The following is a 19,508-nucleotide window of genomic DNA, read 5'->3' as shown; positions in this document are numbered from 1 at the left end:
GAAGGAAGGTCATCATGAAGCTGTCAACCCTCGTCAACCGTACCGCCAAAGTGGCGCTGACCGCCCTGGCGGCCGGTGTTTATCTCAGTGCCAATGCCGTAACTTGGCCCAGCACCCCCCTGGGGTCCACCACCAACGCCACGCCCATGACCATGCTGGTCATGAGCAAAGACCACAAGTTGTTCTACGAAGCCTACAACGACGCCAGCGATGTCAATGGCGATGGCACGCTGGACGTCCGCTTCAATCCTTCGATCAACTACTACGGCTTGTTCGACTCCAGCTATTGCTACAACTACAGCTCGGACAACCGCCGTTTTGAGCCAGCCGGTACCACGGACAATCTGGGGCGCTGCACAGGTTCGGCCGAATGGTCTGGCCGCTGGCTCAATTACATGACCACCAGCCGCGTCGACGCGTTGCGCAAGGTGCTCTATGGTGGCCACCGCGAGGTCGACACCACCAGCGACACCGTGCTGCGCCGTGCCTACATTCCGCAAGACTCCCACAGCTGGGGCAAGGAGTACCACAGCGAAACGACCGACGGTTACAAGATCAGCGAATACACCCCATTCAGCGAACCCAAGGGCAAAGACACCCGGCACTTTTTCGGGAGTTTGACCAGCACCGATGGCATTGACTGTTCGACGTTGAGTAACTGCAGTGACAACAAGCGCCATCCACTGCTGCGCGTGCGAACGGGTGTCGGCAAAGGCCACCGGATCTGGGAATGGGCTTCCAAGGAGCGCCCGGTGCTCGGCAGCACGCTCTCCACCGGCGGCTTTCCGAAAGACACGGACGACGAAGTCAACTACCGTGTTCGGGTTCAGGTCTGCACCGCCAACTTCCATAATGGTTGCAGGCAATACACCAATGGTGGAAGCCCCATCTACAAACCGGTGGGCCTGCTGCACGACTATGGCGATAACGAGAGCATGTACTTCGGCCTGATGTCAGGCAGCTATGACAAATCCATGAGCGGCGGGCGGCTGCGCAAGGTCGTGTCGTCGTTTGCCGATGAAGTCAACAGCGAGACCGGGCAGTTCAATGCAGATGCCCCCATCGTCAATACCTTCAACAAGCTGCGCATCCGGGATTACAACAACACGCGAAGCGACAACGCCTATCGCGGGGGTTGGGTCGCGGATCGTTCTATGAAGGAAGGCGAGTTCCCCGACTGGGGCAACCCGGTCGGCGAAATGTTGTATGAGGCCACCCGCTATTTTGCGGGGAAAAAAGCCGCCACCTCTGCCTACGCAGATGGCACCACGATTGATGAGGAAGTGGGCCTGAGTTCTGCATCCTGGGACGACCCCTACGCGTCCGACAGCGCCGCCAGTGCCTCTTTCTGTGCAAGAGCCAACTTTCTCGCGATCTCGGACATCAACCCCTCATTCGACTCGGACCAGCTCCCTGGCGCCTACAGCACGTTTGGTTCGCTCACGGGTGACCTGACCGGACTGAATGTCGAGACCATCGCTAACGCCATCACCACGGCAGAGTCCAACATCGCCGACAAGAAGTTCTTCATCGGCCAGTCAGCTGCTGACTATGACACCGCGCCGACCCCCAAGACCGTCAAATCACTGGGGCAGATCCGGGGCCTGGCGCCCGAGGAGCCGACCAAGCAGGGCAGCTACTACAGCGCCTCGATGGCCCGCTACGCCAAGACCACCGATTTGCGCGGCGACTTGGAGAAAACCCAGTCCGTTGACACTTACGTGGTGGCATTGAGCTCGCCGCTGCCCAAGATCGAGGTCAAGACATCCTCAGGGCGGACCATCACCATCGTTCCGTTTGCCAAGACGGTGAGTGGCTTCGGCGTTTTGAACACCAAAGGGCAGTTCCAGCCCAGCAACCAGATTGTCGACTTCTATGTGGAGAAGATCGCCAACTCGGGGACCAAAGACGTTGACAGCAGCGTGAACAGTGGCCGCTATTACGCCGAGTTCCAGATCAACTTCGAGGACGTGGAGCAAGGCGCCGACCATGACATGGACGCCATCTCGAAGTACGTCGTCAAGGAAAACGCAACGGGTCAGGTCGAGGTAACGGTCACCCCCACCTATCAGGCGGGTGGCATGCAACAGAACATGGGCTACATCGTGTCGGGCTCCACCCAGGATGGTGTTTACCTGGTGGCCCGGGATGAAACGTCCAGCCCCATGTACTTCCTGAACGTCCCCGCCGGTCGGACACCCGGCTACTGTGACGGGACGTTGACGGCCGCCCAACAGACCGAGTGCCAAAGCATCCCCTCCATCGGGGAGACCGTGTCCACCTACACGTTCACGACCAGCACCACACCTGCCGCCACCCTGCTCAAGGACCCTCTGTGGTACGCCGCCAAGCACGGCGGCTATGTTGACGGCAACAAGAATGGCACCCTGGACCAGGATTCGGAGTGGGACAGTGACGGTGATACCGTACCGGACACCTATTTCTTTGTGCAGAACCCACTGAAGCTCAAGGAGTCCCTCAAGAAGGCGTTTGAGAACATCATCGAGCGCAGCGGCAGTGGTGGCAATGTGGTGGCCAACAGCAGCTCGCTCTCCACCGAGACCTTTGTCTACCAGGGCACCTTCAACAGCGAAAAATGGTCCGGAGACCTGGAGGCCTATTCGGCCGATGCCGACGGCGTCGATGATGCGCCCACCTGGAAAGCATCCAATAAGATTCCCGAGCATGAAAAGCGCGAGATCTACTACGGCTCCCTGAGCAGTGGGAGTCTGGATGGCAGCGAGTTCAAGTGGCCCACCTTGTCAACCGAGGAAAAGGCCCTGTTTAACAACTCATCGGACATCCTCGACTACATCCGCGGTGATCGTACCCATGAACAGAAAGGGGGCGGCTCCCTGCGCGACCGCAATCCGGACACGGTGCTGGGCGACATTGCGCACTCGTCGCCCGTCTACTCCAAGGACTCGAACACGGTATTCATTGGCGCCAACGATGGCATGTTGCATGCCTTCGACTCGCAAACGGGTGTCGAGAGCTTTGCCTACATCCCGAGCGTCGTGTTGGCCCGGCTGAAGAACCTGACCAGCACCAGCTACAACAGCAACCACGAATTTTTTGTTGACGGTGACATCGCCGTCTCGGCCAAGGTCCAGACAGCAGGCGTGAATTACTTGGTGGGGGCCCTCGGCCGTGGCGGCAAGGGTTTGTTTGGCCTGAATGTGAGCGACCCGGCCAATTTTGACGGGGACGATGTGCTGTGGGAGTATTTCTCCCCCACCGATGCTGACTTGGGCTACATGCTGGGTCGTCCATTGATTGCCCAACTGCAGGACGGTACCTGGGCGGTGATCATTGGCAATGGCTACAACAGCACCGACCAGAAGGCTGTTCTTTACATTTTCAAACTGGACGACGGTACCCTGATCAAAAAGATTGATACCGGCGCGGCGGGCGACAACGGTCTGTCCACACCGGGCCTTGTCCTGGACAACTCGGGCAAAGTGACCACGGCTTATGCGGGGGACCTCAAAGGCAACGTATGGAAGTTCGACTTGAGCAGCAGCGCGAAATCAGGGTGGTCGGTTGCCCTCGGTGGAAAGCCCCTGTTCACGGCCACAAACGCCGATGGGGACCCACAACCGATCACCGCGCCCATAACGGCCCACCAAAAGACGATAGCGGAATACGCCGGCGACCCGCATGTAAACAAGTGGTACATCCATTTCGGTACTGGCAGTGACTTCCAGGTTTCTGACCCCGGCAATACCGACAAGCAGTCCTGGTATGGGCTGATCGATGATGGCGTTGAAATCAAACGATCGGATCTGCTGCAGACCCCAGGTTTTGATAAAACCGAGGGCACGATTGCCGGCAGGGCGGCGCGCTCTTTCAAGGCGATTAGTGCGGATGCCATGAAGCTGAAGAAAGGCTGGGTCATCGACCTGATCGCCGAGGGTGAACGGATGGTCACGGCCTCTCGGGTTTATCAGTTCGTGGAACCTACCCTGCTCGCCAGCTCAGTGATTCCGGTGGACGACGTTTGCAAGCCGACCGGTCGAGGTTTCCTGAATGCTGTCAACCCGTACACCGGCGGTAGCCTGGTCAACCCCCTCTTCGACTTTGACGACGATAAAGGCTTCGCCGACGACGCATTCTCCGATGGCGACTATGCAGGCTCCATCGATCTGGACGTGGGCAAGCCCGGTGAACCCATCTTGGTCGGCGACCGCCTGGTGGTGGGCGGCTCCAAAGGCAAACTGGGAGATGTCCGCATCAACCAAGGCGCTAGCAGTGGTACGTCGTTCCGTGGTCGCATTTCCTGGCGGGAGATTGTCCGATGAGCAACCGGGAAAAGCAGATCAACCATTGGGCAGGCAATCGAATGAAGAACAAGCTCAAAATGCAAGGCTTCACCCTGATTGAGGTGATGATCGTGGTGGCGGTAATTGCCATCCTTGCGGCAGTGGCCTACCCGAGCTATCAGCAATCGATCGCGAAGACGCGTCGCTCTGCCGCTCAGGGCTGCCTGGTGGAAATGGCGCAATTCATGGAGCGCTTCTACACGACCAATATGCGCTACGACCAGACCGCCGCCGCTACACCAGTGGCCGTGGCGCTGCCTAGCCCGGCCTGCAGGGCCGACATGACCAGCTTCTACACGTTCAGTTTCCCATCAGGTCAACCGACCCAGTCGACGTACACCCTGCAGGCAGTCCCTCAAGGGGCCCAGTCGACGGTCGACGCAAAGTGCGGCACCTTGACCCTGACGCAAGCTGGGACCAAGGGCAAAACAGGCACCGCGTCCGTGGGAGAATGCTGGCAGTGAGTCGCCAGACCCGCACCCAAGATCATGGGCACCCACTGGGTGCCCATTTTTTCGACCCTCCTCATGGCGATCGGGTAACGCAATCCCTGTCGCGCCGCTCTTCGCGGATGCGCCCGGCCGCGTTCATGATCAGCGCCGTCACGCCCCGAGTCTCGGGAACGCACAGCTGCAAGGTGCCAGCGAGAAATCCGCCCCCTGTCTGGACCGGGCGCCCGTCGGGGTTGAAGAGTATGTAGCGACCCATGGTGCCGTTGCCCGCAATGCTGATCAGGGCGTCACCTTCGTGCTCCGCCAAGATGCTTTCGTCTGTGTCCCATTGACCATTGGGTTGGCTGTCCAGATAAACCCGCCACCCACCAGACCACCCCTGCCCCCGAGGCGATAGCGCCACCGATCGCCCGCGTGAAATGGCGGCGCTGCGAGCCAGCGCCAGGTGGGCGCTCAGCTGGCTGGCCACCGCCCAACGTCGCTGAGCATTTGACAGCTCCTGCCAGGACGGCAAAGCCAAGGCCGCCAGGATGGCAACCACCGACAAGACAACGATCAACTCCAGCGCAGTCACCCCGCGGGCTGCGTTCAGCTTCATGATTTCCCTCCCTTCACCTCCAGGGAGAGCCGGCCCGAGCTGACCTATGATGGCGTGTCTCTGAGGACACCATGACACCATCGACCCCATCCCTGTCCGGAGTCTATTCGAGCACGCCCACCCCTGAGAACCCCCATGCGGAGGACTCTTTGCACGCAAGCCCGATGCGCGCAGCACTGGATGCCAGCGCAGAGGTCCGTACCATCTGCCCACCCAATCCGGCCGTGGGCTGCGCGTTGATGACAGCCAGCGGACACCGGGTGACGGGCGGCACGCAGGCTGTGGGTGGACCGCACGCCGAAATCATGGCGTTGCGTGCGGCCGCTGAACAAGGACTGGACGTGCGCGGCGCCACAGCCTACGTGACGCTGGAACCCTGCTCCCACCACGGCCGCACCCCCCCCTGCTGCGACGCCCTGATCGCGGCGGGCATCTCCAAGGTGGTCGTGGCGACACGGGACCCCAACCCCCTGGTAGCGGGGCGCGGCGTGCAGCGCCTCCAGGCGGCCGGCATCGAGGTGGAGGTGCTGCCGCCTGATCACGAGGTGGCACGCGCCGTGCGCGAGCTCAACGTCGGGTTCTTCAGTCGCATGATCCGCCAGAAGCCCTGGGTGCGCATGAAGATGGCCGCTTCGCTCGACGGCACCACCGCGCTGGACAACGGCACGAGTCAATGGATCACCAGCGAAGCGGCGCGCGCCGACGGCCATGCCTGGCGTGCCCGCGCCTGTGCGGTGTTGACCGGCATTGGCACTGTGCTGGAAGACGACCCGATGCTCGACGTGCGCATGGTGGACACACCACGCCAACCGCACCTGGTGGTGGTCGACAGCCGGCTGGAGACGCCGCTGGACGCCCGGCTGTTCCAGCCTCCAGCCCAGGCGCTGACCCGGCGGATCTTCATCTACTGCGCCGTCGCAGACGCCCAGCGACAGGCCGCACTGGAAGCTCTCGGCGCCACCGTCATCCCCATGCCGGGTCAGTCGCCGGGCACAGAAGGCAAGGTCGATCTGGCCGCCATGCTGCGCGATCTGGCGCGCCGCGAGGTCAATGAACTGCACGTCGAAGCCGGTCACAAGCTCAACGGGTCGCTGATCCGCGAAGGCTTGGTGGATGAGTTTCTGCTCTACCTGGCCCCCAAACTCCTGGGCAAAGGCCGCGGCCTGGCGCACTTCGGCCCGCTGCAGAAACTGGAAGACGGCGTCGAGCTTGGCTTCCAGGCGGTGGATCGGGTGGGCGACGACCTGCGCATCCTGGCGCGTGTGGTGGGTCGTGACGATTTCCTGAACGCTTGAGAATGCAGCGGACCGCCGCCGCCAGCGCCGGTTTTCCGGCCTTCGGACCGGCATTTGTGACCCCGCCGCGCGCCCGGACCGGAATGGCGCTGCAAACCCTGCGAAAATACGCGCATGTTTACCGGCATCATCACCGGCGTGGGGCGTATCGCCGACCTCCACGCTCAGGGCAGCTCTTTGCACCACGGCAAGCGACTCACCATCGAGGCGCCGCCGGGCTATCTCGACGACGTGGCCCTGGGTGACAGCATCGCGCTGGACGGTGCCTGCATGACCGTCACCTCACTGGACCTGCCGCAGCAGCGGTTCAGCATCGACATTTCCGCCGAATCACTGGCCCGAACCACCGGGTTGGACCAGATCGGCCACCGCATCAACCTGGAAAAGGCCCTGCGCGCGCACGACCGCCTGGGCGGGCACATCGTCTCCGGCCACGTGGACGGCATCGGCACCGTGACCCGATTCGCTCAAGTGGGCGAGAGCTGGGAGCTGCGCGTGATGGCGCCGCCCGAGCTGGGCAAGTACCTGGCCTACAAGGGCTCGATCACCGTCAATGGCGTCAGCCTGACCGTCAACCAGGTGCACGACAGCGCCCAGGGCTGCGAGTTCAGCATCAACCTCATTCCCCACACCGTGCACGCCACCTCACTGGGCCAGTTGGCCGTGGGCAGTGGCGTGAATCTTGAAATCGACACCGTCGCGCGCTACGTGGAGCGCATGCTCAGCGCGGGCTTCACCCCATCCAAGGAAACCGCATGAGCGCAACCGACACCCTGGCTTCGGTCCAGATTTCCCCCGTTGAAGACATCGTGGCCGACATGCACGCCGGGCGCATCGTGATCCTGGTGGACGAGGAGGACCGCGAAAACGAAGGCGATCTCGTGCTCGCGGCCGACCACGTCACCCCCGAGGCCATCAACTTCATGGCCCGTTTCGGTCGCGGCCTGATCTGCCTCACGCTCACGCGTGAGCGCTGCGAGCGCCTGCGCCTGCCACCCATGGTGCCGCGCAACGGCACCAAGATGGGCACGGCCTTCACCGTGTCGATCGAGGCGGCGGAAGGCGTGACCACCGGTATCTCGGCCGCCGACCGAGCACGCACCGTGCAGGCCGCCGTGGCGGCCAACGCGCAGGCCGCCGACCTGGTGCAGCCCGGCCACATCTTCCCCTTGCAGGCGGTGGAGGGTGGCGTGCTCATGCGCGCGGGCCACACCGAAGCCGGCTGCGATCTGGCCGCCATGGCGGGCTGCAGTCCCGCCGCCGTGATCTGCGAGATCATGAAAGACGACGGCACCATGGCCCGCCTGCCCGATCTGCAGGTCTTCGCGGCCGAACACGGCCTGAAGATCGGCACCATCGCCGACCTGATCGAACACCGCAGCCGCCACGAATCGCTGGTGCAGAAACTCGGCACCCGCGCGCTCAACACCGCCTTTGGCGAGTTCAGCGCCACCGCCTTCCGCGACCAGCCCAGCGGCGCGCTGCACCTGGCCCTGGTGAAAGGCCAGTGGGCGCCCGAACACAGCGTGGCCGTGCGCGTGCACGAGCCGCTGTCGGTGTTCGATGCGCTCGAAGTCGGCCGCTCCATGCACAGCTGGAGCCTGGAGGCCAGCCTGCGCCACATCAGCGAAGCCGGTGCCGGCGTAGCCGTGTTGCTCAACTGCGGCGAAACCGCCGAACAGCTGCTGGCGCAGTTCGAAGGCACGGCCCGTTCGGCCCAGGCCCCCGAACGCGGGCGCATGGACCTGCGCACCTACGGCGTGGGCGCACAGATCCTGCGCGAATGCGGCGTGCACAAGATGCAGCTCATGGGCAACCCGCGGCGCATGCCCAGCATGGCCGGCTACGGCCTGGAAATCACCGGCTACCTCAGCCGCACCGCCTGACCCTTTACAACAACACACAGAAACGGAACCGCTCATGTTCGGCGCAGACAAAGGCACAGCCAACCTGCTGGATGGCAAAAAACTCAGCATTGGCATCGTCCAGGCCCGCTTCAACGAAAGCATCACCGACGCCCTCTACCAGGCCTGCCAGGCCGAGCTGCTGGCCCTGGGTGTACAGGAAAAAAACATCGCCCACGTGAAAGTGCCCGGCGCACTGGAGATTCCGGTGGCCCTGCAGGCCCTGGCCGAGCGCGACGACTTCGACGCCCTCATCGCACTGGGCTGCATCATCCGCGGCGAGACCTACCACTTCGAACTGGTGGCCAACGAGTCCGGTTCGGCCGTCACCCGCCTGGCGCTGGACTACCAGTTGCCCATTGCCAACGCCATCCTCACCACCGAAAACCTGGAACAGGCGGTGGCCCGCCAGGAAGAGAAAGGCCGTGACGCGGCGCGCGTGGCCGTGGAGATGGCCCATCTGCTCGAAGACATCGGCTGAACATGAACGACACCCCCACCAGCACCCCCAAAGCCCGCAAGGCCGCCGACAAATCGGCCCGCACCCGCGCGCGCGAATTCGCCTTGCAGGCGCTCTACCAGCATCTGGTGGGCCGCAACGACACGACCGACATCGACCTCTTCACGCGCGATCTCGCGGGCTTTCACAAAGCCGACAGCGTGCACTATGACGCCTTGCTGCACGGCTGCATCGCCGAGGCCGTGGCGCTGGACGGCCTGATCACCCCCCTGCTCGACCGCCCGCTGGTCGAGCTCTCGCCCATCGAGCGCGGCGTGTTGTGGATCGGCGTCTACGAATTCCAGCATTGCCTGGACGTGCCCTGGCGTGTGGTGCTCAACGAATGCATCGAACTGGCCAAATCGTTCGGCGGCACCGATGGCCACAAGTACGTCAACGGTGTGCTGCACCAGCTCGCCGCGCAGTTGCGCCCGCTCGAAGTGGCTTCGGCGCCGGCCAAGGCGGGTCAGCGCAAAGCCCCCCCTCCCCGCACGGTCGACGATGCGGTCTGAGCGATTGAACCGAGGCTGCCCCCTCAATGCCCCGCCGGCCGGGCTGTTCCATGCGGCCCGGCTCGCCCTCAGCGCGGTGGAACAACCGAGATGAAGATCGCCCAACGCGCACAGCGCGTCGAACCTTTTTACGTGATGGAGCTGGCCAAGGCCGCATCCGCCATGGCCGCGAAGGCCGGCCCGGGCGACCGCCCCATGCTCTACCTCAACATCGGCGAGCCGGACTTCACGGCGCCGCCGCTGGTGCAGGCCGCCGCCGAGCGCGCCGTCCACGCCGGGCGCAGCCAGTACACGCCGGCCACCGGTCTGCCCGCCTTGCGCGAAGCGATCAGCGGCTGGTACGCCTCCCGTTTCGGGCTCCACATCGACCCGGGGCGCATCGTGGTCACCGCCGGCGCTTCGGCCGCGTTGCAACTGGCCTGCCTCGCGCTCATCGAGGCGGGCGACGAAGTGCTCATGCCCGACCCGAGCTACCCCTGCAACCGGCAGTTCGTGCAGGCCGCCGAGGGCCGTGCGGTGCTGATCCCCTGCGGCCCCGGGCAGCGGTTCCAGCTGAGCGCGGCGCAGGTCGAAGAACACTGGCGGCCCGCCACCCGCGGGGTGCTGCTGGCCTCGCCGTCCAACCCCACGGGCACGTCGATCGCGCGCGATGAGCTGGAGCACATCGCCCGCTTCGTGCGCCGCCAGGGCGGCGTGACCCTGGTCGACGAAATCTACCTGGGCCTGAGCTTCGATGCCGACTACGGCCACAGCGCGCTCGGTCTGCCCGATGGTCTCGGCGACGAGGTCATCAGCATCAACAGCTTCTCCAAATACTTCAACATGACCGGTTGGCGCCTGGGCTGGCTGGTGCTGCCGCCTGCGCTGGTGCCGGTGGTGGAGCGGCTGGCGCAGAACCTGTTCATCTGCGCCAGCACCATCGCGCAACACGCCGCGCTGGCCTGCTTCGAGCCCGACAGCCTGGCCGAATACGAACGCCGCCGGGGCGAGTTCCAGGCCCGGCGCGATGTCTTCATTCCCGAACTCAACCGCCTGGGCCTGACGGTTCCTGTGATGCCCGATGGGGCGTTCTACGCCTGGGCCGACGTGGCGCCGCTGTGCGAACGCTGGGGCATTCCCCTGCGCGGCGAACACCCCGGCGATGGCGGCAGTTGGGCCCTGGCTTTTGAACTGATGCGCCGCTGCCAGATCGCCACCACACCGGGCCGCGACTTCGGCAACGCCGACCCTTGGCGCTACCTGCGCTTCTCCACCGCCAACTCGATGGCGCAGCTGCGCGAAGCCGTGGTCCGGCTGGAGCAGGCACTGTGAGCAAGCCGCCCGTCGCCACCCCGGTCCAGCCAGGGTCCATCTTCCACTGGCCGGTGCGCGTGTACTGGGAAGACACCGACGCGGGCGGCATCGTGTTCTACGCCAACTACCTCAAGTTCTTCGAGCGCGCGCGCACCGAATGGCTGCGCGCGCTGGGGCTCGAACAGCAGCGCCTGCGCCAGGACGTGGGCGGCATGTTCGTGGTCAGCGGCGTCCAGATGCGCTACCACCTTCCGGCCCGGCTCGACGATTTGCTTCTCGTTACAGCACGTGTGCTGGAAGCGGGCCGTGCTTCGCTGACAATGGAACAGACGGCCTGTCTGACACCCAGCCAGCCCGACGCCGCTACCATGCTGCTGTGCGAAGGCACCATCCGCATCGGATGGGTGGACGCCGCCAGCATGCGGCCCCAACGCATCCCAGCCTCCATACTGGATTCCCTGAGCGCCTGCGGTTGATCCGGCAGGCGAGATTCGATCGAACAACCGTTTCAGACCCATGACCCAAGATCTCTCCATCGTCCAGTTGCTGATCAATGCGAGCTGGGTGGTTCAAGCCGTGGTGGTGCTGCTGATGGTGATGTCCGTCATCAGCTGGGCCGCCATTTTCCGCAAGGTCTTCGCCCTGAAGCGCGTGAACACGCACAACGAAGCGTTCGAACGGGAGTTCTGGTCGGGCTCCAACCTGAACGATCTGTACGCGGCGGCCGCGCAGAGCGCCCGCCACGGCGGCCCGATGGAACGCATTTTCGCCAGCGGCATGCGCGAATACCAGAAGCTGCGCGAGCGCCGCATCACCGACAACGGCGCCCTGCTCGATGGCGCGCGCCGTGCCATGCGCGCGAGCTTCCAGCGCGAGCTCGACACGCTGGAGGTGAACCTCTCATTCCTGGGCACCGTGGGTTCCGTGGCGCCTTATGTGGGCCTGTTCGGCACCGTCTGGGGCATCATGCACGCCTTCACCGGCCTGGCCGCGCTGGCCCAGGTGACCCTGGCCACGGTGGCGCCCGGCATCGCCGAGGCCTTGGTGGCCACCGCCATCGGCCTGTTCGCCGCGATTCCCGCGGTGGTGGCCTATAACCGTTTCGCCCACGACATCGATCGTGTGGCCAACCAGCTGGAGACCTTCATGGAAGAGTTCTCCAACATCCTGCACCGCAATCTGGGCAACCAGTCGGCCTCGGGACACTGACATGGCCGCCACGTCCTCCCGCCGCGCGCGGCGCACCAAGAACGAGATCAACATGGTGCCCTTCATCGACGTGATGCTGGTGCTGCTGATCATCTTCATGGTGACCGCGCCCCTGATCTCGCCCAGCCAGATCGATCTGCCCAGCGTGGGCCAGGCCAGTGCGCCGCCCAAGGGCTATGTCCAGGTGCTGATCGACAAGGAAGAGCGCCTCCAGGTGCGCGAAGGCAGCTCCAGCAAGACGGCGCAAACCGTCAAGATGGCGCAACTGGCCGAGCAGGTCCGCCAGCTGCAGAGCGCCTCCAGCCCCTCCGAGGCGGCCAAGGTCCCGGTGGTGATCAGCGCCGACAAGACGATCAAGTACGAAACCGTGGTGAAGGTCATGGACACGCTGCAGCGCGCGGGTGTTGAACGCGTCGGCCTGTCCGTGCAAACTTCCCGCTGAGCCCGCGTTTCCCCCGAGCATGCAAGTCACCACCGACTCCCTGGACCTCAAGCCACCGCGCCCCGGCCGCTGGCTCGGCCCCATGGGCCTGGCCCTGATCGCGCACCTGCTGCTGATGGGCGCGCTGACCTGGGGCGTGCGCTGGCAGAGCGACACGCCGCCGGTGAGCTTCGAGGCCGAACTCTGGTCACGCCTGCCGCAGGAAGCGGCGCCCCGGGCCGTGGAGCCACCGCCTCCGCCACCACCACCCCCCGAGCCTGAGCCGAAGCCCCAACCCAAGCCGCAGCCCGCGCCGCCACCCGAACCGTCGCCACCGGCCGTGAAGCAGGCCGACATCGCGACAGAGCAGGCGAAGAAGAAGCGGCTTGAGGAAGAGCGGCGCGAGGCCGCCGAGCTGAAGGCCAAGCAGGCGGCCAAGGAAAAGGCCGAAGAAAAAGCGCGCGAGAAAAAGGAACTCGACAAGCAAAAGGCCGAAGAGGCCAAGAAGGATGCCCGGAAGAAGGCCGAAGAGAAAAAACTGGCCGACCAAAAGCGCGAAGCCCAGGAACGGCGGGAGGCCGAGCTGGCGAAAAAGGCACGGGATGATCAGATGCGACGCATTCTGGGCCAGGCGGGGGCCAGTGGTGGCCCTGAAGCCCGCGGTTCCGCACAGCGGTCGAGCGGGCCGTCGTCCGGCTATGGGGCGAAAGTTGCAGCAAAGATCAAGCCAAACATCATCCCAACGAGAGACTATCCGAGCAATCTGAAAACTGTCATTTATTTGGGGCTATTGCCTGATGGAACCATTGCAAGCCGCCGAATTTCTCAAAGCAGTGGGAACGCTGCTTGGGATGAAGAAGCGCTCAGGGCTATCGACCGAACGCGCACGGTTCCTCGCGATACAGATGGCTCGGTTCCTCCGTACGGCGAGGTCGTGTTAAGTCCAAACGACTAGGTCCGGACGAACCCAAAGCAGCAGCGAGCCCGGTGCCGGGTTCAGCTGGGCGCGAGCACCGTCTGCAAGGTCCGCTCCAGCTCGTTCGCGTCCACCGGCTTGTGCAGCACGGCGGCAAACAGCGTCTGCAGCAACTCCGATGGCACCTCGTTGGCGTGCCCGCTCATGAGCACGATGGGCGGGGGCGACTGGGTGGCCCGGATGCGCTGGGCCAGCCCCACGCCATCGAGCCTGGGCATCGACTGATCGGTGAGCACCAGATCCCAGCGTTTGCCGGTCTGCGTGAACTGCGCCCAGGCCTCTTCCCCGTCGCGTGAGCGCGTGACCTGCCAGCCCTTGCGCTCCAGCAGCGCGCTCCAGGCGTGGCGCACCGACTGATCGTCGTCCACGAACAGCAGTTGCCGCCCCTGGTCTGACCCGCCGCCGGGTGTGGTCAGCGGCGCCGCCGCCGAATCGTGTCGGCTCTCCGGCAGGTACAGCATGAAACAGGCACCCTCGCCCACCTCGCTGCGCAGTCCGATGGCTCCCTGGTGGCGCGCGATGATGCCCTGCGCCACCGACAAGCCCAGGCCGGTGCCGCGCCCTTTGGGTTTGGTGGTGAAGAAGGGCTCGAACAACCGATCCAGATGCTCCGGTGGGATGCCGGGGCCGTGGTCGCGCACCTGCAGTACCAGGTACCGCCCAGGTTCCAGGTCGGCCGCGCCGGGCGGCAACGCCTGCCCGGGTGGCAGCGGCAGCTCCAGTTGATCGAGCAGCAACTCGATGCGCCCCTTGCCCTTCATGGCATCGGCCGCGTTGATCAGCAGGTTCACCAACACCTGCTGCAGTTGGGTCGGGTCGGCCAGGACTTCGTCGTCGTCCACCCGGTAGTCCACCACGAGTTCGCACTCGCGCGTGAGGCCAGACGCCATCATCTGGCGTGTTTCCTCGATGAGGTTGGTGAGGCGCACCTGCTGCAGCTTGGGCGCCGACTGGCGGCCAAAGGCGAGCAACTGGCGCATCAGCCCGTCGGCGTAGCGGGTGGCCTTGAGCGCCTGCTGCAGCGCCTCGTGGCTGGGGTGTTCGGTGTCCAGATCCTCGGACGCCAGACGGACCCAGCCCGTGATGGCTGCCAGCGAATTGTTGAAATCGTGTGCAATGCCACCGGTCAGCCGTCCGAGTGCCTCGGTCTTCTGGCTTTGCATCAACTGCACCTGCAGCGCCTCGTGGCGCTCGTGCCCTTCGCGTTGGGCCTGGGCATCGCGTTGCACCCGCTCCAGCAACCGGTTGATCCCCTCTGCGAGCGCGCTCAGTTCGTCTTTTCCGGGTACCTGCACACGGTCGCTCGCCGTGGGGCCGCGCTCCGTGATGCCCTGCACATCCCGGTGCAGCCCTTGCAACCGGCGCAGCAACAGGCGGTTCAGCAGCACCACCAGCAACAGACTGGCCAGCAGGCCCGCCAAGGCGGACAAGGCCATGCCGGTCAGGCTCAAGGACTGTGCGGCCCGGTACAACTGGCGGTCCAGGCTGAGCACCAGTTCGGCCACGGGCTGGCCTTGCTGGTCCTTCAGCACGGCGTGCAGATTTTCGTGCTCGTCATCCACCGGCGCCAGGTGCGTCGGCTCACCCGTGTGGCCGGGGTCGTCGAACGACAGGCGCACCGGCATCATCAGCAGTTCGCTGAAACGCTGCAGTTCAGCTTCGTCAAAATGGCGCAGCATCAGGATGGCGCCATGGGAGGCCTCGTCCGGCCGGTCGGGATCGCGGATGGCCGATGCGGTCACCAGGTCGAGATGCCCGTCCTGGACCCGGTAGGTCTGCAGCATGGTGCGCCCACTCGGGTCGGCCAGCACCGGGTTCACCAGCTCACGCAGCACCGTGACGCGCTCGGGCGACACCGGGGTGAGCTCGGGCGATGGCCCCGTGGACAGGCTGAGGTTGGCCAGAATCTTGCCCTTGGCATCGACGATCAGCACCTCGGAGATCCGCAGGTAGCCCATGTTGCTGGTGTCGAAGTTGTCGTCCACGAAGCTGGGCTTTTTCCCTTGGGCAAAGGACACGGCATCGACCCACTGGGAGTAGTCGCGCACGGTGGCGCTCAGCCCCTGGACCTGCTGGCTCAGCAGGCGGCTGGCGCGATCGCCTTCACGCGCGGCGCGCTCACGCTCCAGCTGGGAAAACGAATCGCCCACCAGCCAGCGCATGCCGAACATGGCGGCCAGGGAGCAGAGCCCCACGGTGACGAGCACCAGCGCCCAGGCCTTGTGTTGTAGTTTCATGGTTGCCTTGACTATCGGCGCTGGCCGACCCGAATCAAGGCACAAACCTCGCCAGCCCGTGACAGAGGTCGCGCTGGCGTGGTTTTTACACGCCTGAAACCACAGCGGCGGGGTGCAAACCCGTCAGTCGAACACGATTTCGGCGCGCTGTTCGTGCGCCTGCGCCATCCAGCTGGCCAACGCGGCGTCGGTCGGGAAGAACAGGGCGCGGTCGTCCAGCTGCAGTTCGCACTGGGCCCCCTCGCGCAGCAAGGCCAGGCGCACCGGCAGGCCGCGCGTGAGCTCACCCTGGTCGGTGATCTCGCGTTTCGGTGGGAATTCGCGCACCAGCGCGGCCACCGCCGGCGCCTGGCGATTCACCGCCACACGCAGGTATTTGCCGAAACGGCAGCGCGCGGCGGCCAAGTCCCAGATCTGCTGGATCTTCAGGCGCAAACCGCCGGAAAAACGGTCCGGCTGCGCCAGCGCCTGCACGATGATGAGCTCGTCGTCCTTGAGCAGGTTGCGGTGCAGGTTGATCAGGTTCTCGTCGGCGCTCACCTCCAGCACCGCGGTCTTGTCGTCGAGCTTGAAGAGGGCGAGCTTGCCGCGCTGGCCGTTGATGACGCGGAAATCGGTCACGATGCCAGCCAGGATCACCGGATCGCGGCTCTCCTTCACGTCGGCCAGCTCGGTGCGCGCAAAGCGCCGCACCTCGCGCTGCACCTCGTCGAACAGATGGCCGGAGAAGTAGAAACCGATCGCGGTCTTCTCCAGCGTCAGCTGCTCCTTCACCCCCCAGGGCGTGGTGGCCACCAGATCCGGCTCCTGCGTGCTCGACCCGTGGTCGTCGCCACCCATCATGTCGAACAGGCCGCCCTGGTTGGCGTTGGCCTGCTGGGCCGCGGCGAAGTCGAACGCCCGCTCGACCGAAGCCAGCACTTCGGCACGGTTCAGGTGAAGGGAATCGAACGCCCCTGCCTTGATCAGCGCTTCCACCGTGCGCTTGTTCAGGCGTGTGCGGTCCACCCGGCGGCAGAAGTCGAACAGGCTCTTGAACGGGCCGGACTCGCCGCCGCTGGGGCCCTCGCCCCGGCCTTCGCGCGCGGCCACGATGGCGTCGATGGCCTGCTGGCCCGTGCCCTTGATCGCACCCAGGCCGTAGCGGATGGACTTGTCGGTGATGGGCTCGAAGCGGTGGAAGCCGCGGTTCACGTCGGGCGCCTCGAAGGCGATCCCCATCTTCTGCGCGTCTTCGAACAACACCCGGAGCTTGTCGGTGTCGTCCATTTCCACCGTCATGTTGGCGCAGAAGAACTCGGCTGTGTAGTGCACCTTGAGCCAGCCGGTGTGGTAGGCCAGCAGCGAGTAGGCGGCGGCGTGCGACTTGTTGAAGCCGTAGCCGGCGAACTTCTCCATCAGGTCGAAGACCTCGTCGGCCTTCTCTTCGCTGATGCCCTTTTCCGCCGCGCCCTTGCGGAAGATGGCCCGGTGCTCGGCCATCTCCTCGGCCTTCTTCTTGCCCATGGCGCGGCGCAACATGTCGGCGCCGCCCAGCGAATAACCGCCCAGCACCTGAGCGGTCTGCATCACCTGCTCCTGGTAGACCATGATGCCGTAGGTCTCGGAGAGCACCGATTCCACCAGCGGGTGCGGGTACTCCACCACCTCCTTGCCGTGCTTGCGGTTCACGAAGCTGGGGATCAGGTCCATCGGACCCGGTCGGTAGAGCGCGTTCAGGGCGATCAGGTCTTCGAGCCGGCTGGGCTTGGCGTCGCGCAGCATGCCTTGCATGCCGCGGCTTTCAAACTGGAACACGGCCTCGGTCTGGCCGCGTGAGAACAGCGCGTACACCGCCCGGTCGTCCAGCGGCACATCCTCGTAACGGAAGTTCTCCTGCCCGGGGTGTCGCTTCATGATGAACTCGCGCGCGATCTCCAGGATGGTCAGCGTGGCCAGGCCCAAGAAGTCGAACTTCACCAGGCCCACGGCCTCCACGTCGTCCTTGTCGTACTGGCTCACCGCCGACTCGCTGCCGGGCTGCTGGTAGAGCGGGCAGAAATCGGTGAGCTTGCCCGGCGCGATCAGCACGCCCCCGGCGTGCATGCCGATGTTGCGCGTCATGCCTTCGAGCTTCTGCGCCAGCTCGATCAGGGTCTTGACGTCATCTTCCTTCTGGATGCGCTCAGCCAGCACCGGCTCCATCTCGATGGCGTAGTTGTTCTTGTCGCCCTCTTTTTTGGGCACCGGCGGGTACTGCAGCGTGACCGACATGCCGGGCTTGTTCGGGATCAGCTTGGAGATGCCGTCGCAGAAGCCGTAGGAAAAGTCGAGCACGCGGCCCACGTCGCGGATGGCCGCGCGTGCGGCCATGGTGCCGAAAGTGGCGATCTGGCTCACGGCGTCCTTGCCGTAGCGCTCCTTCACGTAGTCGATCACCCGATCGCGGTTGGACTGGCAGAAGTCGATGTCGAAGTCGGGCATGGACACCCGCTCCGGGTTCAGGAAACGTTCGAACAGCAGGTTGTACTGCAGCGGGTCCAGGTCGGTGATCAGCAGCGCGTAGGCCACCAGCGAGCCGGCGCCCGAGCCCCGGCCCGGGCCCACCGGGCAGCCGTTTTCCTTGGCCCACTTGATGAAGTCCGACACGATGAGGAAGTAGCCCGGAAAACCCATCTTCAGGATGGTGTTGAGCTCGAACTCCAGGCGCTCCACATACCGCGGGCGCACTTCTTCGCGCTTGGCCTCGTTCGGGAACAGGTGGCGCAGGCGACCTTCCAGCCCTTCGTACGAGACGTGGCGGAAATAGTCCTCCACCGACATGACCACGCCATTGACCGGCGGGATCGGGAAGTTGGGCAGTTGCGGCTTGCCCAGCACCAGGCTCAGGTTGCAGCGCTTGGCGATCTCCAGCGTGTTGGCCACGGCGCTGGGCACGTCGGCGAACAGCGCCTCCATCTGCGCGGCGCTCTTGAAGTACTGCTCGCGCGTGAAGCGGCGCACGCGCCGGTTGTTGCTCAGAATCTCGCCGTCGGAAATGCAGACCCGCGCTTCGTGTGCCTCGTAGTCGTCGGGCTCCAGGAACTGCACCGGGTGCGTGGCCACCACCGGCAGGTGCAGCCGGGCGGCCAGTTGCACGGCCGCGGTCACATGACGCTCGTCGTCCACACGGCCTGCGCGCTGCAGCTCGATGTAGAAGCGGTGCGTGAACAGGCTGCCGAGCTGCAGCGCGATGTCGGCGGCTCGGTTCGCATCACCCTGGATCAGCGCCTGCCCCACCGGCCCGGCCTGCGCGCCCGAAAGCATGAGCAGACCGCCGTTGAGCTCTTCGAGCCATTCGCGCTGGACCAGCGCCCCGCCCCGCCCGTCGCTGCGTGTCCAGGCGCGCGCCAGCAGCTCGCTCAGGTTCAGATAGCCCTGTTTGTCCTGCACCAGCAGGATCACGCGCGGCGCGGCCGGCTGATGGCTGCCGGGCATGGCGCCCGGGGTTTCGTCGGTGAAGCCTTGCAGCATCACCTCGGCGCCCAGCAGCGGCTTGACGCCCGCGCCGCGCGCGGCCTTGTAGAACTTGACCGCACCAAACAGGTTGCTCAGGTCGGTGATGGCCAGGGCGGGCTGGCGGTCGGCCGCCGCTGCGGCCACCACGTCGTCGATGCGGTTGGTGCCGTCAACGACGGAAAATTCGGTGTGCAGACGCAGATGGATGAACATCTTTCGATCATGCCATCTTCTTTTCGCCTGACCAGCCTCGGAACGCCATCCGCAGGGCCTCCACCCTCTGGAAGCCCTGGGTCGAACGGGTAAGATCGCC

Annotated in this window: 15 protein-coding genes; 12 read left to right on the top strand and 3 right to left on the bottom strand. The window is 64.8% G+C overall.

Annotated elements, in window-relative coordinates:
- The first annotated feature begins 14 nt into the window (after positions 1-14).
- Both HTA01S_RS18840 and HTA01S_RS18835 read left to right on the top strand, forming a co-directional pair.
- The gene (locus HTA01S_RS18840) at positions 15-4,301 is read left to right on the top strand and encodes a pilus assembly protein (protein ID WP_068174283.1); all 4,287 of its coding nucleotides are present in this window, start codon (positions 15-17) and stop codon (positions 4,299-4,301) included.
- On the top strand, positions 4,298-4,786 hold the full coding sequence (locus HTA01S_RS18835; RefSeq protein WP_218017368.1) for a type IV pilin protein: 489 nt from the start codon (positions 4,298-4,300) through the stop codon (positions 4,784-4,786). The genes HTA01S_RS18840 and HTA01S_RS18835 overlap by 4 nt, the downstream gene beginning before the upstream one ends.
- Positions 4,787-4,847: 61 nt before the next feature.
- Here the strand turns inward: HTA01S_RS18835 and HTA01S_RS25775 are convergent, their stop codons facing one another.
- Entirely contained in the window at positions 4,848-5,372 is a 525-nt protein-coding gene (locus tag HTA01S_RS25775) for a GspH/FimT family pseudopilin (protein ID WP_068174281.1), read from the bottom strand.
- A gap of 164 nt (positions 5,373-5,536) precedes the next feature.
- Here HTA01S_RS25775 and ribD point away from each other — a divergent pair, with 164 nt between their 5' ends.
- From ribD to tolA, 10 genes are all read left to right on the top strand, one after another.
- Positions 5,537-6,667: a bifunctional diaminohydroxyphosphoribosylaminopyrimidine deaminase/5-amino-6-(5-phosphoribosylamino)uracil reductase RibD gene (gene ribD, locus HTA01S_RS18825; protein WP_068174280.1), complete on the top strand. Its 1,131-nt coding sequence runs from the start codon at positions 5,537-5,539 to the stop codon at positions 6,665-6,667.
- Positions 6,668-6,781: 114 nt separating this feature from the next.
- Positions 6,782-7,426, top strand: coding sequence for a riboflavin synthase (locus HTA01S_RS18820; protein WP_068174279.1), 645 nt, complete (start codon positions 6,782-6,784; stop codon positions 7,424-7,426).
- Entirely contained in the window at positions 7,423-8,553 is a 1,131-nt protein-coding gene (ribBA, locus tag HTA01S_RS18815) for a bifunctional 3,4-dihydroxy-2-butanone-4-phosphate synthase/GTP cyclohydrolase II (protein WP_068174278.1), read from the top strand. The genes HTA01S_RS18820 and ribBA overlap by 4 nt, the downstream gene beginning before the upstream one ends.
- A 34-nt stretch (positions 8,554-8,587) precedes the next feature.
- On the top strand, positions 8,588-9,052 hold the full coding sequence (gene ribH / locus HTA01S_RS18810; RefSeq protein WP_068174277.1) for a 6,7-dimethyl-8-ribityllumazine synthase: 465 nt from the start codon (positions 8,588-8,590) through the stop codon (positions 9,050-9,052).
- A 2-nt stretch (positions 9,053-9,054) separates the two neighbouring features.
- Positions 9,055-9,582, top strand: a complete 528-nt coding sequence (gene nusB / locus HTA01S_RS18805) for a transcription antitermination factor NusB (RefSeq protein WP_068174276.1) — start codon at positions 9,055-9,057, stop codon at positions 9,580-9,582.
- Positions 9,583-9,672: 90 nt separating this feature from the next.
- Positions 9,673-10,893, top strand: a complete 1,221-nt coding sequence (locus HTA01S_RS18800; protein WP_068174275.1) for a pyridoxal phosphate-dependent aminotransferase — start codon at positions 9,673-9,675, stop codon at positions 10,891-10,893.
- A complete protein-coding gene (gene ybgC / locus HTA01S_RS18795) occupies positions 10,890-11,351 on the top strand; it encodes a tol-pal system-associated acyl-CoA thioesterase (RefSeq protein WP_407656122.1) in 462 nt (153 codons plus the stop codon). The genes HTA01S_RS18800 and ybgC overlap by 4 nt, the downstream gene beginning before the upstream one ends.
- Before the next feature lie 40 nt (positions 11,352-11,391).
- Positions 11,392-12,084 carry a protein TolQ gene (tolQ, locus tag HTA01S_RS18790; RefSeq protein WP_068174274.1) on the top strand — a complete coding sequence of 231 codons (693 nt, stop codon included), beginning with the start codon at positions 11,392-11,394 and terminating at the stop codon, positions 12,082-12,084.
- 1 nt (position 12,085) lies between these two features.
- Entirely contained in the window at positions 12,086-12,526 is a 441-nt protein-coding gene (locus HTA01S_RS18785) for an ExbD/TolR family protein (RefSeq protein ID WP_068174273.1), read from the top strand.
- 19 nt (positions 12,527-12,545) lie between these two features.
- Complete coding sequence (gene tolA / locus HTA01S_RS18780) at positions 12,546-13,460, top strand: cell envelope integrity protein TolA (RefSeq protein WP_068174272.1); 915 nt, start codon at positions 12,546-12,548, stop codon at positions 13,458-13,460.
- A gap of 41 nt (positions 13,461-13,501) precedes the next feature.
- Here the strand turns inward: tolA and HTA01S_RS18775 are convergent, their stop codons facing one another.
- Both HTA01S_RS18775 and dnaE read right to left on the bottom strand, forming a co-directional pair.
- Positions 13,502-15,718, bottom strand: a complete 2,217-nt coding sequence (locus HTA01S_RS18775; protein ID WP_068174271.1) for an ATP-binding protein — start codon at positions 15,716-15,718, stop codon at positions 13,502-13,504.
- A gap of 123 nt (positions 15,719-15,841) precedes the next feature.
- On the bottom strand, positions 15,842-19,408 hold the full coding sequence (gene dnaE / locus HTA01S_RS18770; RefSeq protein WP_068174270.1) for a DNA polymerase III subunit alpha: 3,567 nt from the start codon (positions 19,406-19,408) through the stop codon (positions 15,842-15,844).
- Between the last annotated feature and the right edge of the window lie 100 nt (positions 19,409-19,508).

The organism is Hydrogenophaga taeniospiralis CCUG 15921, assembly GCF_001592305.1.
Lineage (GTDB): Bacteria > Pseudomonadota > Gammaproteobacteria > Burkholderiales > Burkholderiaceae_C > Hydrogenophaga > Hydrogenophaga taeniospiralis.
This window is presented reverse-complemented; position numbering and strand designations above follow the sequence as displayed.

Bases quoted from the DNA above. Each gene is read 5' to 3' on its own strand.
- dnaE (WP_068174270.1), bottom strand. From the start codon at position 19,408: ATGTTCATCCATCTGCGTCTGCACACCGAATTTTCCGTCGTTGACGGC.
- HTA01S_RS18775 (WP_068174271.1), bottom strand. From the start codon at position 15,718: ATGAAACTACAACACAAGGCCTGGGCGCTGGTGCTCGTCACCGTGGGG.
- HTA01S_RS18820 (WP_068174279.1), top strand. From the start codon at position 6,782: ATGTTTACCGGCATCATCACCGGCGTGGGGCGTATCGCCGACCTCCAC.
- HTA01S_RS25775 (WP_068174281.1), bottom strand. From the start codon at position 5,372: ATGAAGCTGAACGCAGCCCGCGGGGTGACTGCGCTGGAGTTGATCGTT.
- HTA01S_RS18840 (WP_068174283.1), top strand. From the start codon at position 15: ATGAAGCTGTCAACCCTCGTCAACCGTACCGCCAAAGTGGCGCTGACC.
- ribBA (WP_068174278.1), top strand. From the start codon at position 7,423: ATGAGCGCAACCGACACCCTGGCTTCGGTCCAGATTTCCCCCGTTGAA.
- tolA (WP_068174272.1), top strand. From the start codon at position 12,546: ATGCAAGTCACCACCGACTCCCTGGACCTCAAGCCACCGCGCCCCGGC.
- ribD (WP_068174280.1), top strand. From the start codon at position 5,537: ATGCGCGCAGCACTGGATGCCAGCGCAGAGGTCCGTACCATCTGCCCA.
- HTA01S_RS18800 (WP_068174275.1), top strand. From the start codon at position 9,673: ATGAAGATCGCCCAACGCGCACAGCGCGTCGAACCTTTTTACGTGATG.
- tolQ (WP_068174274.1), top strand. From the start codon at position 11,392: ATGACCCAAGATCTCTCCATCGTCCAGTTGCTGATCAATGCGAGCTGG.
- nusB (WP_068174276.1), top strand. From the start codon at position 9,055: ATGAACGACACCCCCACCAGCACCCCCAAAGCCCGCAAGGCCGCCGAC.
- HTA01S_RS18785 (WP_068174273.1), top strand. From the start codon at position 12,086: ATGGCCGCCACGTCCTCCCGCCGCGCGCGGCGCACCAAGAACGAGATC.
- ribH (WP_068174277.1), top strand. From the start codon at position 8,588: ATGTTCGGCGCAGACAAAGGCACAGCCAACCTGCTGGATGGCAAAAAA.
- HTA01S_RS18835 (WP_218017368.1), top strand. From the start codon at position 4,298: ATGAGCAACCGGGAAAAGCAGATCAACCATTGGGCAGGCAATCGAATG.